Consider the following 14397-nt stretch of genomic DNA (forward strand, 5'->3'; position numbering starts at 1 on the left):
CAGTCCATGCGACAGGAGGGACATCATGCCGGAAACCCTTGCGGTCAGGCAGGTCAACATCGGCCCCGCCCTGACCGACTTTTGGCGCTCGGTGCTGCTCTTCATCCCGAGGGCGGTCGCGTTCATCGTGATCCTCGTGGTGGGTTGGCTCATCGCCCGAGCGGTACTCAAAGTCGTGGACACGGTGCTGGAACGGGTGGGATTCGACCGGGCGGTCGAACGGGGTGGCGTCAAACGCGCGCTCGAACGCACGAAGTATGACGCCAGTGGCATCCTGGCGAGGCTCGCGTACTACGCGGTCCTGCTGTTCACCCTGCAGTTCGCCTTCGGGGTGTGGGGACCGAACGCGATCAGTGACCTGATCCGGGGCGTGGTGGCCTGGCTGCCGCGCGCGTTCGTGGCGATCATCATCGTGGTCGTGGCGGCCGCGATCGCCAACGCCGTCCGGGACCTGGTCACCGGCGCGCTGGGGGGCCTGTCGTACGGCCGGCTCCTCGGCGACCTGACGGCGGTCTTCATTCTGGCGCTCGGCATCATCGCCGCGCTGAACCAGGTGGGCATCGCCACCACGGTGACCACGCCGGTGCTGATCGCGGTGCTCGCCACGGTGGCCGGCATCCTGATCGTCGGCGTCGGCGGCGGTCTGGTGAAGCCGATGCAGAGCCGCTGGGACCGCTGGCTGGACCGGGCGGCCCAGGAGTCGCGGACCATCCAGGAGCACCGTCAGGCGCAGGCGGCCGGGCGGGGCGACATGAACCGGCAGATGGCTGACCGGGCCGGCGAGCCGACGCAGGCCATGCCGCGCGCCGAGGAGGCCCGGACGGCGGCCGGGGGCCGGGGGACGTACCACTCCGGGAACGTGGGCGAGGAGACCCAGCAGTTCCCGCGTCCGGGGACCTGAGTCGGAGGAGTACCGATGGAGGGGGTCCGCGCGTGGCGCGGGCACCCTCCGTCATGTCCCGGGCTCGTGACAGGCGCCTCGGGCGCGTTACGCCGGTTCGAGGTGGCGCGGGTCGAGCGTGCGGGCCAGCGCGCAGACCGCCAGCAGGCGGATGCGCAGCCAGTCCGGCTCCGTCCAGTCGACCGCGCCGGTGGGCGGGACCAGGCCGTGCTCCAGTGCGCCCGCCCGGAGGCCGTCGGCGTACCCGACCAGCGCCGCCGGGGACAGCGGTCGCCGGTCGCCGTCGAGGCTGTCGCGTACCGCCGCGGCGTGCTGGTCGACCATCGCGAGCAGGCCGGGGTTGGCGGCGGCCGCGGCGAGGCCGGAGGCGCCGACCGAGGTGGAGAGCAGGGCGAGGGCGGACCGCGCCGCGCTCGCGGCGGTCCGGCTCGCGACCTGGGGGTACGGCACACGCATGGGGACCCACGTTAGTCACCCGGCGGCCCCGGCGGCCTCGGCCGCTCGGTCGGTCCCAGGTCCTCCTCCGGTCAACCACCCTCCTCCGCGGGGATTGACCCGGCCCAGGCCGGGCAGAGGGAGAACCGGGCGCGAACGGGCGCAGCCGGCACCATGGAGGAACGGATGGGACAGCACGAGGACGGCCCGGACCGGCGGCACCGCCGGCCGGACGGGGTGACCGACGAGACGGTGGCCGCGCTGGGCAAGCTCAGCGAGGCGCTGGAGACGGTGCAGCGGGCACGCGGGCACCTCTACTCACTGCACCAGTTGATCGGGCACGCCGACCTGATGCTCGACGACGCGGTCGCGCAGTTCCGGGCCGCCGGCCACGACGACATCGCGGAGCGGGTCTCCACCGAGCTGCTCGGCCGCAACGTGATCGCCGGTCGCTGGACGTTTCAGATCGTCGAGGACTTCGACGACAACTACTACGCGCTCTTCCGCGAGCTGGATCGCGCCGCCCGGGACCAGCTGGTCGACGGCCGGCGGCACCTGTACGAGGCGGAGATGAAGGAGCAGCGGCGCACCCCGGGCAGGTCCGGGCACGAGGCCCGCCCCGCCGAGCCGGGCTCACCCCGCGACTGAGGCGAGCGGCACGGGTCCCCGCGTCGGGGCGAGGGTGGTGAGCCGGACGTCAGTCGGCCGAGGGCGCGTCCGCCGGGCGACGCCGGCTGGCGTCGTCGGCGATGATCACCGTGGCCACCATGAGCGCGACGCAGAGGCTGAACAGCCAGGAGTCGTCGGAGACCAGCTTGGCGGCGACCGGGGCCTGGGCGGCGGCGAGCAGGAAGCCGAACCAGGCGAGACGGCGCTGACGGGTGGTGAGGAAGCCGGAGCCCTGTTGCATCCCGAGAGTCTTGCGCGACAGCCCCCGCTTGCCGTCAGCCGAACGGCGGATTCTGACTGGCCTGTCCGGAATCCTGCCCGTCCGGGCGTTCCATCTTGCCGGTTCAGGGGAGGGGGCCGGGATGCCGCCACCTCGCCGCCATGGAGCCGACCACGTCGGGCTCGGGCCGGTGGGTGGGCGGGTCAGACGTCGGGGCCGGTCCGGCCGGTGGTGGACGGGCGGTACGCCCGCTCCGAGTCGGTCATCTCGCGCCGTTCGGCCTCCGGCCCGGCGCCCCGATCCACCGCCTCGGGGCCGTGCCCGAAGGCGGCCTCCTCGCCGGCGTCGTTGCCGGTGACGTCGTCGCCCTGCCCGTCGATGGTCGACCGGGCGATCGCCCGCTCCAGTTCCTCCAGCGGGGTCTTCTGCTCGTCCCGCCACACCCTGTCGTCGTTCTCCGTCATCCCCTTGCCGTACCCGGAGCTGATGATCGCAAACGGCCATCGGGCCCGGGGCCCGGACGCGGTGATGGCCGCCGGAGTGCCGGCGGCCATCGAGACGCGAGTTTCCGGGGGAGCGGATCACGGCTGCGGGCGGTCCACCTTGCCCCGCCAGGCGCCGGTCTCCTGACCGCGGCGCTCGATGAACTGCTTGAACCGCTCCAGGTCGCCCCTGGCGCGACGGTCGACCACACCCAGCTTGTCGCCGGCCCGCTCGACCACGCCGTGCGGCTCGAAGTCCATCTGCAGGGTGACCCGGGTCTTGCCCTCGTCGAGCCGGTGGAAGGTGACCACGCCGGCCTGCTGGGTGCCGCCGGTCGACTTCCAGGCCACCCGCTCGTCGGGGAGCTGCTCGGTGATCTCGGCGTCGAACTCACGCTTGACCCCGGCGATCTCGACCGTCCAGTGGGTCATCGTGTCCGACAGCTGCCGGACCTCCTGCACCCCCTCCATGAAGTGGGGGAACTCCTCGAACTGGGTCCACTGGTCGTACGCCGTGCGGATCGGGACGGAGACGTCCACGTGCTCGGTAAGGCCGCTCATGAAGATTCCTCCTCTGGTCGCCGGTGCTCGTCCGGATCGGGGGGCCGATCCGCCTTACCAGCGCGTCGTCTCGTTCTTGTGACCGAGTGCGGCCCACACCTCGGAAACGGTGCGGTACCGCGTACCGTCGGGCAGCCGCTCCAGCTCCGCGATCAGGTCGGCGGGCGCCTGGTTGGCGCGCGCGTTCTCGATCAGCGTCTCGCGGTCGCCGGGCAGAGCCGTCATGGTGATGAACCGGCCGAGTCGGCTGCGCTCCTCGACATCGTCGGCGCTCATCCCCTGCGGGTTGCCGCCGCGAGAGGCGCCGGCCGTCACCGTTTTCGGCTCCGGCTGGTCCTCGCCGGCCGGTTCCGGCTGGCGGGACTCCTCGACCCGGGAGCCAGCGGCCCCCGGCCCCTGTACGAGGCCGCTGACCTCCTGACTCATGTTTTCGTCGACCCTCGGTCCGTGTTTGCTGTTGCCACGTTCCATGCCTTGTGTGCTACCCCCGCCGGCCCCCGGGAAACGCCGAACCCGGCACGCGGTCACGAATCGGCGGCGGCCTTCGGCGGCAGGACGGGCTCCCCCGGGTCCACCGCCCCGGCCTGGCGCACCCGGCCCCGTCGCAGCTCGGCGTTGATCTGCACGCCGAACATCAGCGCGCAGTTGGACAGGTAGAGCCAGACCAGGAAGGCGATGACCGCGCCGAGGCTGCCGTACGTGACGTCGTAGGAGCCGAAGTTGGCGACGTACAGGCCGAAACCGGCGGAGACGACGATCCAGGAGAGCAGCGCCACCGCCCCGCCCGCGGTCAGCCAGCGGAAGCGCGGTTGCGGGACGTTCGGGGCGATCCAGAACAGCAGGGACAGCAGCGTCATCATCACCAGCGCCAGCACCGGCCACTTGGCCACGCTCCACACCGTGCGGGCCAGCCCGCCGGCGCCCACCAGGTCGCCCACCGCGTCGGTCACCGGCCCGCTGACGATCAGCCCGAGCGCCACCACGGCCAGCAGGACCAGGGAGAGGGCCGCCAGGCCGATCTGCATCGGGCGCAGCCGGTGGAACGGCCGCCCCTCCTCGACCCCGTAGATCGCGTTGGAGGCCCGGGTGAACGCGCCGATGAACCCGGACGCCGACCAGAGCGCGCCGAGCAGACCGAAGCTGAGCAGCACCTTCGCCCCGCTCTGCTGGTCGACCACCGTGCGTACCACCGACACGAAGCCGTCGTCGGCGACCACCGAGCCGGCGCCGATGTCACGGGCCAGGTCCAGCATCGTGTCGACGGTGCGCTCCCCGTCGGAGACCAGGCCGACCAGCGCGACCACCACCACGGTGGAGGGGAAGAGGGCGAGCACGCCGTAGTAGGTCAGCGCCGCCGCCCAGTCCGCGCAGTTGTCCCTGACGAAGTTGCGCCCGCCGCGCAGCAGCACGCCACGCCAGGTGGACCAGTTCAGCTGGCGGACCCGGCGGGGGACCCGCAGCCCCTCCCGGCCGTCGGCGGCCGCGGTCGGCTCCGTCGTCGCTGCCATGTCCCGCTCCTGTCGCCCGACCTCGCCGGGTGAGCCGGCATTCGCTGACCCCGCCGGTACCCGGCACCGGAAATCGACAAACCCGGCGGGCGGGTTTGCCGACGGGGCCCCAGGGAACCGTCCACACGGAGGACACCGACGCGGAGGAGGACGAGATGCCCGGGCGCGAGGTACTGCCCAGCACGCTGCGGCGCTCCCCGGAGAAGGCGCAGCGCACCTGGGAGAAGACGCACGACTCGGCGGTGGAGACGTACGGCGAGGGGGAGCGGGCGCACCGCACCGCGTTCGCCGCCGTCAAGCACGAGTACGAGAAGGTCGGCGACCACTGGGAGCCCAAGGGACGCAAGGGACCCAGCGACCAGCAGGCGCAGGGCGGCGGACCGGCCCGAAGGGCCCCCACGGCGGGCGGCGTGGACGCCAACGCCACCAAGGACCACCTGATGGGGGTGGCCCGCAAGCTGGACGTGCCCGGCCGGTCCCGGATGACCAAGCCGGAACTGGTCAAGGCGATCGAAAAGGCCAACGACCGCCAAACCGCCAGGGCCCGCGGCGACTGACCCGGCGCGCACTTTCACGGAAAGAGTGGTTGTTCCGAACGGAACAACCACTCTTTCCGTGAACGAGGGTGGGTTGGGCGGTGTGGTGGTCGGTCACCAGTGGCCGCCACCCGGGGCCTCGAGGTGCACCGTCTTCATCGTGCTGAACTCGTCGAGCAGCTCCGGGCCGTACCCGAAGCCCTGGCCGCTGCCGCGGCGCGGCTGCGCGGCACCGCCCGGCGCGCCGCCGAACACCGCGTTGACCTTGACCGTGCCCACCGGCAGTTCCCGCCAGGCCCGCTGCGCGTGGCTCATCGACGCGGTGAGCACCGTGCCGGCCAGCCCGTACGGCGAGTCGGCGGCGCAGCGCAACGCCTCGCTGAACGAGTCCACCACCACCACGGGCGCCACCGGCCCGAACGTCTCCTCGCGGACCAGCGTCATCTCGTGCCGGCAGCCGGAAACCACCGTCGCCGGGTAGAACGCCCCCGGCCCCTCCGGCAGCACACCCCCGGTGCGCAGCGTCGCCCCCTCGGCCACCGCCGCGGTCACCTGGCCGTGTACGTGGTCCCGGTGCCGCCGGTCCACCAGCGGGCCCAGCTCGGTCTCCGGGTCCCGGCCCGGCCCGGCCCGCAGCGCCCGGGCCCGCTCGACCAGCGCGTCGACGAAGTCCTCCGCCACGTCCCGGTGCGCGTAGATCCGCTCCACCGCGACGCAGATCTGCCCGGCGTTGGCGAACGAGCCGATCGCCGCCTGCCCGGCCGCCCACACCGGGTCCACCCCGGCGTCGACGATCAGCGGGTCGCTGCCGCCGTTCTCCAGCAGCGCCTTCGCGCCGGTCCGGGCGCAGGCCGCCGCGATGGCCCGGCCGGTGGCGGTGGAGCCCACGTGGGCCACCATGTCCACCTCCTGCGCTGCCAGCGCCGCGCCCACGTCGCCACCGCCGGTCAGCAGGGTCAGCACCCCGGCGGGCAGCACGCCGTCGAGCAGCCGGGCCAGCAGCCAGCCGGTGGCCGGGGTCCGCTCGCTCGGCTTGTAGAGCGCCACGTTGCCGGTGACCAGGGCCGCCCCGAGCAGGCCGCAGGAGACCGCCACCGGGTCGTTCCACGGGGTGAGCGCGGCGACCACCCCGCGCGGCTCCGGCACCATGAAGTCGATGGCGTCCCTACCACCGTGCAGCGTCCGTCCACCCCGCACCGGGCCCAACTCGGCGTACTGTCGCAGCGTGCCGATGCCCGCCTCCACGCCGCCCCGGGCGTCGCCGAGCGGCTTGCCCATCTCCGCCGTCGTCGCCTCGGCCAGCTCGTCGGCCGCCCCGGCCAGCGCGTCCGCCGCCCGGTGCAGCGCCGCCGCCCGCTCCGCCGGGGCGGTCGCCGCCCACTCCGCCGCCGCGCCCCGGGCCGCCTCGACCGCCTTGGCCACCTCGTCCGCCGTCGCCAGCGGGACGGTGCTGACCGGCGTGCCGTCGGCGGGATCGTGCACGACCAGTTCGCCGCCCGCGCCGCCCGCGCCCCACACTCCACCGATGAGCTGTTCAACCCTGTACATGCGGCAGTGGATGCCCCGGTCCCCGCGAGGCAAACGCGTTTCGCCCGGTTGGTGGCCGGGTAGGCGGATCGGATGATCGCGACCGGCACGGACACCGCGGACGCCGTCGTCGTCGGCGCCGGGCACAACGGACTGGTGGCCGCCAACCTGCTCGCCGACGCCGGCTGGGACGTGCTGGTCCTGGAGGCCACCGGCGCCCCGGGCGGGGCGGTGCGGTCCGCCGAGGTGACCGCCCCCGGCTACCTGAGCGATCTCTACAGCTCCTTCTACCCCCTCGGGTACGCCTCACCGGTGCTGCGCCGGCTGGGCCTCGACGCGTACGGGCTGGCCTGGACGCACGCCCCCGACGTGCTGGCGCACCTGATGCCGGACGGCCGGGCGGCGGTGCTCAACCGTGACCCCGACCGCAGCGCCGCGTCGATGGAGGCGTTCGCGCCCGGCGACGGGCAGCGCTGGCTCGACTCGTACGGCGAGTGGCGGGCCATCTCACGGCCAATGCTGAACGCCCTGTTCACCCCGTTCCCGCCGGTCCGTGACGGGTTGGAGCTGCTGGCTCGACTCCGCACCGCGGGCGCGCTGCGGCTGGCCCGCCGGCTGGTGCTGCCGAGCCGGCAGTTCGGGCGCGAGGTGTTCCGGGGCGAGGGCGCGACCGCGCTGATTTCCAGCTGCGCCCTGCACACCGACCTGTCGCCGGACGACGCCGGGTCGGGCATCTACGGCTGGTTGCTCGCCATGCTCGGACAGGAGGTCGGCTGGCCGGTGCCGGTGGGCGGCGCGCAGCGGATCACCGACGCGCTGGTGGCGCGGCTGATTGCCCGGGGCGGCCGGATCACCTATTCCGCCCGGGTCGACCGGGTGCTGGTGGCCCGGGGCCGGGCGATGGGCGTACGGACCGAGGGCGGTGCCACCTGGCGGGCCCGCCGGGCGGTGCTGGCCGACGTGCCGGCGCCCGCGCTCTACCTCGATCTGGTCGGCGCGGCCCGGCTGCCGCCCCAGCTGGTCGAGGACCTCGACCACTTCCGCTGGGACGGGTCGACGGTCAAGGTCGACTGGGCGCTGGACGGGCCGATGCCGTGGACCAACCCGCAGGTCGCCGGGGCGGGCACCGTGCATCTCGCCACGGACGTCGACGGCCTCACCCGCTACGCGGCGGAGCTGGCCTGCGGGCAGGTGCCGGAGGACCCCTTCCTGCTGGTCGGTCAGCTGACCACCGCCGACGCGACCCGGTCGCCGGCCGGTACGGAGTCGCTCTGGTCGTACACCCACCTGCCGTTCCGGCGGGACTGGCGGGCCGAGGACGTGGCCGCGCACGTGGACCGGATGGAGGCGGTGCTGGAGCGCTTCGCCCCCGGCTTCAAGGGGCTGGTCCGGGGCCGCTTCGTGGCCGGCCCCGCCGACCTGGAGGACCGCAACCCGAGCCTGGTCGGCGGCGCCGTGGGTGGCGGCACGTCCGCCGCGTACCAGCAGCTCTTCCTCCGCCCGGTGCCCGGGCTCGGCCGGCCGGACACCCCGATCGACCGGCTCTACCTGGCCAGCGCCTCGGCGAACCCGGGCGGCGGGGTGCACGGCGCGCCGGGCGCGAACGCGGCGCAGGCGGCGCTGAGCCGCAACCGCGCCCTGACCGGCGGCCTGTACGCCCGGGCGATCGGCGCCGCGCACCGCGCCGTCTACCGCTGACCTGGACCAACGCCGGCCGGGCGCCGATGCGCGCGTCGCCGTTCCCGGCCGGCGGGCTCCGGATCGGATGCACCGGGCCGGCGGGAACGCCTCTCGTCGACGGCCCCCGGCCCTGGGCCGGTCGGCGTGTCGTCTCCGGGGAGGCGCAAGTCATGGAGAGCGATATGCCTGAGAGGCATATCTGTGCCTCTCAGGCATATCGCTCACGAGAGCGCGCGCCGCCAGGGACGTCACTGTTCGTGACCGTCCGGCATCGGAGGGAGCGGGTCAGCGCTCCAGGTTGCGGTGCCGGGTACGCAGCTTGAACGGCATCAGCGCACTCTCCACCTTGGTGGCGGTGGTCATCTTCGAGTCGCCGTCGCGGCGCTCCTCGAAGCGGATCGGCACCTCCAGGATGGTGTGCCCCAGCTTGGTGGCGAGGTAGTGCATCTCGACCTGGAAGCTGTACCCGTTGGACTGCACCCGCTCCAGGCCGATGTCGCGCAGCGCGTCCGCCCGCCAGATCTTGAAGCCGGCGGTGAGGTCACGGATCCGCACCCGCAGCAGGGTGTGCACGTAGAGGTTCGCCCAGCCGCTCAGCGCGCGGCGGTAGAACGGCCAGTTCTCGTCCAGCTCGCCACCGGGCACGTACCGGGAGCCGATCACCACGCCGGCCTGGGTGGAGAGCAGCGCGCCGAGCATGCCGGGCAGCGCCTCCGGCGGGTGGGACAGGTCGGCGTCCATCTGCGCCACATAGTCGGCGCCGCCGTCGAGCGCCCGGCCGATCCCGTCGACGTACGCCCGGCCCAGGCCCTCCTTGCCGGCCCGGTGTACGACCTGGATCCGGTCGGGGTGCTCGATGGCCAGCTTGTCGGCCACCTCGCCGGTGCCGTCCGGGGAGTTGTCGTCCGCCACCAGCACCTTCAGGTCGGGCAGTGGCAGGGCGAGGAGCCGCTCGACCAGCACCGGGAGGTTGCCCGCCTCGTTGTAGGTCGGGACCACGACGGTCAGGCGTGCTTCCCGCCACGGCGAGGGCAGCTCCACGGGTTCGATCATGACGGACATCCTCTGGTTGCCGACGGTTTTCCCCCAAAGGGTAGCCAGTGCGCCGTCGGGCCCCGTCGAGGCTCCCCGCCTCTCACCGCTGCTCGCGCTGATCCGCCTTCTGCCGGCTCGGTGAGCGCGTTAGCTTCTCCGGGGCGACGGGTAAGGCCCGGTCGGCGACCCCTGCGCGGGCTGGGCGGCAACGAGCCGTACCCCCGGGTAGATGATGTTTACTCCCCAGGGCTCCGGGAACCCGCCGCCCGTGCGACGGGACCAGATGGAGCCGGATCAGCGCAGGTCAGGCCGGGTTGACCCGGCTGTCGACCGAGCCGTGATCCGGCCGGTCCTGTTTGACGCAGTGCTGCTGGACCGGGACGGCACGTTGGTCGAGGATGTGCCGTACAACGGGGATCCGGAGAAGGTGCGTCCGGTGCCGGGGGCGCGGGAGGCGTTGGACCGGCTGCGCGCGGCGGGCCTGCGGTTGGGTGTGGTGACCAACCAGTCCGGTCTGGCGCGGGGGTTGTTCACCGCAGACGACCTGCGTCGGGTGAACGCCCGGGTGGAGGAGTTGCTGGGGCCGTTCGACACCTGGCAGGTGTGCCCGCACGACGACGGTGACGGTTGCCGCTGCCGCAAGCCCGCCCCGGGCCTGGTCGAGCGGGCCGCCGCCGCGCTCGGCACCACCCCCGCCCGTTGTGTGATGGTGGGGGACATCGGCCGGGACATGACCGCGGCGCTCGCCGCCGGCGCCACCGGTCTCCTCGTCCCCACCCCGGTCACCCGACCCGAGGAGGTGGCCGCCGCCCCGCACGTCGCCCGCGACCTGCCGGCGGCCGTCGAGGAGATCCTGCACCGCCAAGCCGCGCTGCGCCCCACCGCACCCCGACGCGCCCGCACCGTCCTCGTCGTCCGCAGCGACTCCGCCGGCGACGTGCTCGTCACCGGGCCCGCCGTCCGCGCCGTCGCCGCCGGCGCGCAGCGGGTCGTCATGCTCTGCGGCCCCCGCGGCCGCGACGCCGCCGCCCTGCTGCCCGGCGTCGACGAGCTGATCGAATGGCCCCTGCCCTGGATCGACGGCAGCCCGCACCCCGTCGACCCCGACGACATCCGCCGACTCACCGACCGCCTCACCCGCATCGGCGCCGACGAAGCCATCATCTTCACCTCCTTCCACCAGACCCCGCTACCCCTCGCCCTGCTCCTGCGCCTCGCCGGCGTGCCGAGGATCAGCGCCATCAGCGACGACTACCCCGGCTCGCTGCTCGACGTCCGACACCGGGCGCCCGACGGGCTGCCCGAGCCGGAACGGGCGCTCTCGCTGGCCGCGGCCGCCGGTTTCCCGCTCCCGGCCGCCGACGATCCGGCGCTGTGCATCCGGACCGACGGGCTGCCGCCCCCGCCGGCCCGGCTCGGCGGCCCCGGCTACGTGGTGCTGCACCCCGGCTCGGCGGTGGAGACCCGGGCCTGCCCGCCCGAGCTCGCCGCCCGGATCGTCCAGGTGCTCACCGCGGCCGGACACCGGGTGGCGGTGACCGGCGGCCCGGACGAGACGGAGCTGACCGCCCGGGTGGCCGGGGACGCCGGCGTCGACCTCGGCGGCCGAACCGGCCTCGCCGACCTCGCCGCCGTGCTTGCCGGCGCGGGCGCGCTGGTGGTCGGCAACACCGGCCCCGCGCACCTGGCCGCCGCGCTGGGCGTACCGGTGGTGAGCCTCTTCGCCCCCACCGTCCCGTTCGGACAGTGGGGGCCCTACCGGGTGCCGGCCGTACGCCTCGGCGACGCCGCCGCGCCCTGCCGGGACACCCGGGCCACCCGCTGCCCGGTGCCCGGCCACCCCTGCCTGTCGGCCGTCGAACCGGGCCGCGTCCTGGCGGCGGTACGCCTGCTCGGCGTACCCGCCGACGCGCCCTTGCCGGTCGGCGTGCCGGCCACGGTCGGCGCGGACCCGGTGGCCGCCGGCGGCGGGAGCGCCCGATGAACATCCTGGTGTGGCACGTGCACGGCTCCTGGACCACGTCCTTCGTGCACGGCAGGCACCGCTACCTGGTGCCGGTCACCCCCGACCGCGGCCCGTACGGGCTGGGCCGGGCCCGCACCTACCCCTGGCCGGACAACGCCGTCGAGGTGACCCCGCAGCAGCTGCGCCGGGAGGAGGTCGACGTGGTGCTGCTGCAACGGCCAGAGGAATTCGACCTGGCCTGCGACTGGCTCGGCCGGCGGCCCGGGCGCGACGTGCCGGCGGTCTACGTCGAGCACAACACCCCCAAGGGCGATGTCCCGAACACCCGTCACCCGATGGCCGACCGCGACGACCTGCTGCTCACCCACGTCACCGGATTCAACGAGCTGTTCTGGGACAACGGCTCCACCCGCACCGCCGTCGTCGAGCACGGGGTGGTCCCGCCCGCGGTGGAGTGGACCGGCGACCTGGACCGGCTCGCGGTCGTCATCAACGAGCCGGTGCGCCGCTGGCGGGTCACCGGCAGCGACCTGCTGCCCCGCTTCGCCGAGATCGCCCCGCTGGACGTGTTCGGCATGAAGGTCGCCGGGCTCGCGGAGCACCTCGGCCTCCCCGCCGACCGGCTGACCAGCCACGACGACGTGCCGCAGCACCGGATGCACGCCGAGCTGGCGCGGCGGCGGGCGTACCTGCACCTGTGCCGGTGGACGTCGCTCGGGCTCAGCCTCGTCGAGGCCATGACGATGGGCATGCCGGTCGTCGCGCTGGCCACCACCGAGGCCGTCGAGGCCGTGCCGCCCGGGGCCGGTGCCCTCTCCACCCGGGTCGACGCGCTGCTGGAGGCCGCGCGGCGGTTCGTCGCGCAGCCCGCCGAGGCCCGTCGCGCCGGCGCCGAGGCGCGCACCGCCGCCCGGGCCCGCTACGGCCTGGACCGTTTCCTCGCCGACTGGGACCGCCTGCTGGAGGAGGAAGTATGCGCATCGCGATGATCTCCGAGCACGCCAGTCCGCTCGCCATTCTGGGCGGTGAGGACGCCGGTGGGCAGAACACCCACGTCGCGGAGCTCTCCGCCGCGCTGGCGGCCGCCGGGCACGACGTCCGGGTCTACACCCGACGCGACGCCGTGGACCTGCCGGTCACGGTCCGCGCCCCGGACGGGTACGACGTGGTGCACGTGCCGGCCGGTCCGGCCGAGCCGCTGGCCAAGGACGAGCTGCTGCCGCACATGAAGGAGTTCAGCCGCTGGCTGGTGGAACGGTGGCGCGGCGGCGACTGGGCGCCCGAGGTGATCCACGCGCACTTCTGGATGAGTGGGCTCGCCGCGCTGGCCGCCAGCCGCCAGACCGGGGTGCCGGTGGTGCAGACGTACCATGCGCTCGGCACGGTCAAACGGCGCTACCAGGGCGTGCAGGACACCAGCCCGGCGCGGCGGATCGCGTACGAGCGGGAGCTGGGGCGCTCGGTCGACCGGGTGGTCGCGCAGTGCCAGGACGAGGTGGGCGAGCTGGTCCGGCTCGGCGTCCCGCGCTCCCGGATGACGGTCGTCCCGTCCGGGGTCAACCTCGCCAGCTTCGCCCCGCTCGGCCCGGCCGCCGAGCGGGAACCCGACCGGCCCCGGATCCTCACCGTCGGGCGGCTGGTGGAACGCAAGGGATTCCAGACGGTGATCCGGGCGATGGCCCTGGTGCCCGACGCCGAGTGCGTGGTGGTGGGCGGCCCGCCGGCCGGCCTGCTGGAGACCGACCCGTACGCCCGCCGGCTGCGCGCCCTCGCCGTCACCTGTGGGGTGGCCGACCGGGTCAGGCTGGTCGGCGCGGTGCCGCGGGAGGAGATGGGCCGCTGGTACCGCTCCGCCGACCTGCTGGTCGCCGCCCCCTGGTACGAGCCGTTCGGGCTCACCCCGCTGGAGGCGATGGCCTGCGGCGTGCCCGTAGTCGGCACGGCCGTGGGCGGGATCAAGGACACCGTGGTCGACGGGGTGACCGGGGACCTGGTCCCGGCCCGCGACCCGCAGGCCCTGGGCGGGGCGATCCAGCGCCTGCTCGACGACCGGATCCGCCGCTTCGGGTACGCCACGGCGGCGCTGCAACGGGCCCGGCGCAGCTACTCCTGGGCGACCGCCGCCGAGCGGCTGGCGGAGCTGTACGGCGAGGTCGCCGCGGTGCGCCGGCCGACCCGGGTGGTCGCCTGATGACGCCGGCGACGGAGGGACTGCTGGAGACGCACCTGACCCTGCTGGCCGAGGCACTGCTGCCGTACCGGTCCTCGGAGCAGCTGCTGGCCCGGTGGGGCACCGAGCTGGCCGGCACCCTGGCCGGCGGGGGCCGGCTGCTGGTCGCCGGCAACGGCGGCAGCGCCGCCGAGGCCCAGCACCTCACCGCCGAGCTGGTCGGCAAGCTCCGCGACGACCGGCAGCCGCTGTCGGCGATCGCGCTGCACGCGGAGACCTCCGCGCTGACCGCGATCGGCAACGACTACGGCTACGACGAGGTCTTCGCCCGCCAGGTCCGCGCCCACGGCCGGAAGAACGACATCCTGCTGCTGATGTCCACCAGCGGCGCCAGCGCCAACCTGCTGGCCGCCGCCCGCGCCGGACGGGAGGCCGGGCTGCGCTGCTGGGCCTTCACCGGCCCGGCGCCCAACCCGCTCGCCGACGCCTGCCACGAGGCGCTCGCCATCGCCTCGCCGGCGAGCCAGGTGGTGCAGGAGCTGCACCTGGTCTCCACCCACATGCTCTGCGAGTACGTCGACCGGGCCCTGCCGACGGCGCTGGCGGTGGCCGGGCCGGCCACCGTCGGGCGGCCCGCCACGCCGGTCCGTACCGGCGTCGAGGTGGTGCTCGACGGTGGCGACCGGCGGGTCGAGGCGGGATGAGGA

Annotated in this window: 16 protein-coding genes; 8 read left to right on the forward strand and 8 right to left on the reverse strand. The window is 74.3% G+C overall.

Translation table 11 applies throughout. The annotated features are described in order from the left end of the window. Positions 1–25: 25 nt before the first annotated feature. Positions 26–901 carry a hypothetical protein gene (locus AB0I41_RS16795; protein ID WP_357107784.1) on the forward strand — a complete coding sequence of 292 codons (876 nt, stop codon included), beginning with the start codon at positions 26–28 and terminating at the stop codon, positions 899–901. Between the two features lie 87 nt (positions 902–988). On the opposite strand, the gene AB0I41_RS16800 is transcribed toward AB0I41_RS16795, so the two are convergent. Beyond that, positions 989–1357: a DUF6401 family natural product biosynthesis protein gene (locus AB0I41_RS16800; RefSeq protein ID WP_357107787.1), complete on the reverse strand. Its 369-nt coding sequence runs from the start codon at positions 1355–1357 to the stop codon at positions 989–991. Positions 1358–1522: 165 nt separating this feature from the next. Between AB0I41_RS16800 and AB0I41_RS16805 the strand changes: the two genes are divergently transcribed. Next, complete coding sequence (locus AB0I41_RS16805; RefSeq protein WP_357107790.1) at positions 1523–1984, forward strand: hypothetical protein; 462 nt, start codon at positions 1523–1525, stop codon at positions 1982–1984. A gap of 49 nt (positions 1985–2033) precedes the next feature. On the opposite strand, the gene AB0I41_RS16810 is transcribed toward AB0I41_RS16805, so the two are convergent. From AB0I41_RS16810 to AB0I41_RS16830, 5 genes are all read right to left on the reverse strand, one after another. After that, positions 2034–2246, reverse strand: coding sequence for a hypothetical protein (locus tag AB0I41_RS16810; RefSeq protein ID WP_357107793.1), 213 nt, complete (start codon positions 2244–2246; stop codon positions 2034–2036). 182 nt (positions 2247–2428) lie between these two features. Further along, on the reverse strand, positions 2429–2689 hold the full coding sequence (locus tag AB0I41_RS16815; protein WP_357107796.1) for a hypothetical protein: 261 nt from the start codon (positions 2687–2689) through the stop codon (positions 2429–2431). A gap of 117 nt (positions 2690–2806) precedes the next feature. Then, positions 2807–3268 carry an SRPBCC family protein gene (locus AB0I41_RS16820; RefSeq protein ID WP_357107799.1) on the reverse strand — a complete coding sequence of 154 codons (462 nt, stop codon included), beginning with the start codon at positions 3266–3268 and terminating at the stop codon, positions 2807–2809. A gap of 54 nt (positions 3269–3322) precedes the next feature. Beyond that, on the reverse strand, positions 3323–3739 hold the full coding sequence (locus tag AB0I41_RS16825) for a DUF2795 domain-containing protein (protein ID WP_357107802.1): 417 nt from the start codon (positions 3737–3739) through the stop codon (positions 3323–3325). A gap of 53 nt (positions 3740–3792) precedes the next feature. Then, the gene (locus AB0I41_RS16830; protein ID WP_357107805.1) at positions 3793–4776 is read right to left on the reverse strand and encodes a YihY/virulence factor BrkB family protein; all 984 of its coding nucleotides are present in this window, start codon (positions 4774–4776) and stop codon (positions 3793–3795) included. Between the two features lie 155 nt (positions 4777–4931). On the opposite strand from AB0I41_RS16830, the gene AB0I41_RS16835 reads away from it, so the two are divergent. Next, positions 4932–5333 (forward strand): ChaB family protein, encoded by a 402-nt coding sequence (locus AB0I41_RS16835; protein WP_357107808.1) that lies wholly within the window; start codon positions 4932–4934, stop codon positions 5331–5333. A gap of 93 nt (positions 5334–5426) precedes the next feature. Here the strand turns inward: AB0I41_RS16835 and AB0I41_RS16840 are convergent, their stop codons facing one another. Further along, entirely contained in the window at positions 5427–6860 is a 1434-nt protein-coding gene (locus AB0I41_RS16840; RefSeq protein WP_357107811.1) for an aldehyde dehydrogenase family protein, read from the reverse strand. A 72-nt stretch (positions 6861–6932) separates the two neighbouring features. Here AB0I41_RS16840 and AB0I41_RS16845 point away from each other — a divergent pair, with 72 nt between their 5' ends. Then, entirely contained in the window at positions 6933–8537 is a 1605-nt protein-coding gene (locus AB0I41_RS16845) for an NAD(P)/FAD-dependent oxidoreductase (RefSeq protein WP_357107814.1), read from the forward strand. Positions 8538–8804: 267 nt separating this feature from the next. On the opposite strand, the gene AB0I41_RS16850 is transcribed toward AB0I41_RS16845, so the two are convergent. Then, positions 8805–9572, reverse strand: coding sequence for a polyprenol monophosphomannose synthase (locus tag AB0I41_RS16850; RefSeq protein WP_357107817.1), 768 nt, complete (start codon positions 9570–9572; stop codon positions 8805–8807). A gap of 214 nt (positions 9573–9786) precedes the next feature. Between AB0I41_RS16850 and AB0I41_RS16855 the strand changes: the two genes are divergently transcribed. From AB0I41_RS16855 to AB0I41_RS16870, 4 genes are read left to right on the forward strand one after another with little or no spacing between them, the layout of a single operon-like run. Continuing rightward, entirely contained in the window at positions 9787–11538 is a 1752-nt protein-coding gene (locus AB0I41_RS16855; protein WP_357107971.1) for an HAD-IIIA family hydrolase, read from the forward strand. Continuing rightward, positions 11535–12509, forward strand: a complete 975-nt coding sequence (locus tag AB0I41_RS16860; protein WP_357107820.1) for a glycosyltransferase — start codon at positions 11535–11537, stop codon at positions 12507–12509. Before AB0I41_RS16855 ends, AB0I41_RS16860 begins: the two co-directional genes overlap by 4 nt. Next, complete coding sequence (locus AB0I41_RS16865; protein WP_357107823.1) at positions 12494–13711, forward strand: glycosyltransferase; 1218 nt, start codon at positions 12494–12496, stop codon at positions 13709–13711. The genes AB0I41_RS16860 and AB0I41_RS16865 overlap by 16 nt, the downstream gene beginning before the upstream one ends. Then, the gene (locus AB0I41_RS16870) at positions 13711–14394 is read left to right on the forward strand and encodes an SIS domain-containing protein (protein ID WP_357107826.1); all 684 of its coding nucleotides are present in this window, start codon (positions 13711–13713) and stop codon (positions 14392–14394) included. Before AB0I41_RS16865 ends, AB0I41_RS16870 begins: the two co-directional genes overlap by 1 nt. Positions 14395–14397: the final 3 nt, after the last annotated feature.

It is taken from the genome of Micromonospora sp. NPDC050200 (assembly GCF_040656135.1).
In the GTDB taxonomy this organism is placed as follows: Bacteria; Actinomycetota; Actinomycetes; order Mycobacteriales; family Micromonosporaceae; genus Micromonospora.

Coding starts and splice junctions, on each gene's coding strand:
- AB0I41_RS16795 (WP_357107784.1), top strand. CDS start 26: ATGCCGGAAACCCTTGCGGTCAGGCAGGTCAACATCGGCCCCGCCCTG.
- AB0I41_RS16800 (WP_357107787.1), bottom strand. CDS start 1,357: ATGCGTGTGCCGTACCCCCAGGTCGCGAGCCGGACCGCCGCGAGCGCG.
- AB0I41_RS16805 (WP_357107790.1), top strand. CDS start 1,523: ATGGGACAGCACGAGGACGGCCCGGACCGGCGGCACCGCCGGCCGGAC.
- AB0I41_RS16810 (WP_357107793.1), bottom strand. CDS start 2,246: ATGCAACAGGGCTCCGGCTTCCTCACCACCCGTCAGCGCCGTCTCGCC.
- AB0I41_RS16815 (WP_357107796.1), bottom strand. CDS start 2,689: ATGACGGAGAACGACGACAGGGTGTGGCGGGACGAGCAGAAGACCCCG.
- AB0I41_RS16820 (WP_357107799.1), bottom strand. CDS start 3,268: ATGAGCGGCCTTACCGAGCACGTGGACGTCTCCGTCCCGATCCGCACG.
- AB0I41_RS16825 (WP_357107802.1), bottom strand. CDS start 3,739: ATGGAACGTGGCAACAGCAAACACGGACCGAGGGTCGACGAAAACATG.
- AB0I41_RS16830 (WP_357107805.1), bottom strand. CDS start 4,776: ATGGCAGCGACGACGGAGCCGACCGCGGCCGCCGACGGCCGGGAGGGG.
- AB0I41_RS16835 (WP_357107808.1), top strand. CDS start 4,932: ATGCCCGGGCGCGAGGTACTGCCCAGCACGCTGCGGCGCTCCCCGGAG.
- AB0I41_RS16840 (WP_357107811.1), bottom strand. CDS start 6,860: ATGTACAGGGTTGAACAGCTCATCGGTGGAGTGTGGGGCGCGGGCGGC.
- AB0I41_RS16845 (WP_357107814.1), top strand. CDS start 6,933: ATGATCGCGACCGGCACGGACACCGCGGACGCCGTCGTCGTCGGCGCC.
- AB0I41_RS16850 (WP_357107817.1), bottom strand. CDS start 9,572: ATGATCGAACCCGTGGAGCTGCCCTCGCCGTGGCGGGAAGCACGCCTG.
- AB0I41_RS16855 (WP_357107971.1), top strand. CDS start 9,787: ATGTTTACTCCCCAGGGCTCCGGGAACCCGCCGCCCGTGCGACGGGAC.
- AB0I41_RS16860 (WP_357107820.1), top strand. CDS start 11,535: ATGAACATCCTGGTGTGGCACGTGCACGGCTCCTGGACCACGTCCTTC.
- AB0I41_RS16865 (WP_357107823.1), top strand. CDS start 12,494: ATGCGCATCGCGATGATCTCCGAGCACGCCAGTCCGCTCGCCATTCTG.
- AB0I41_RS16870 (WP_357107826.1), top strand. CDS start 13,711: ATGACGCCGGCGACGGAGGGACTGCTGGAGACGCACCTGACCCTGCTG.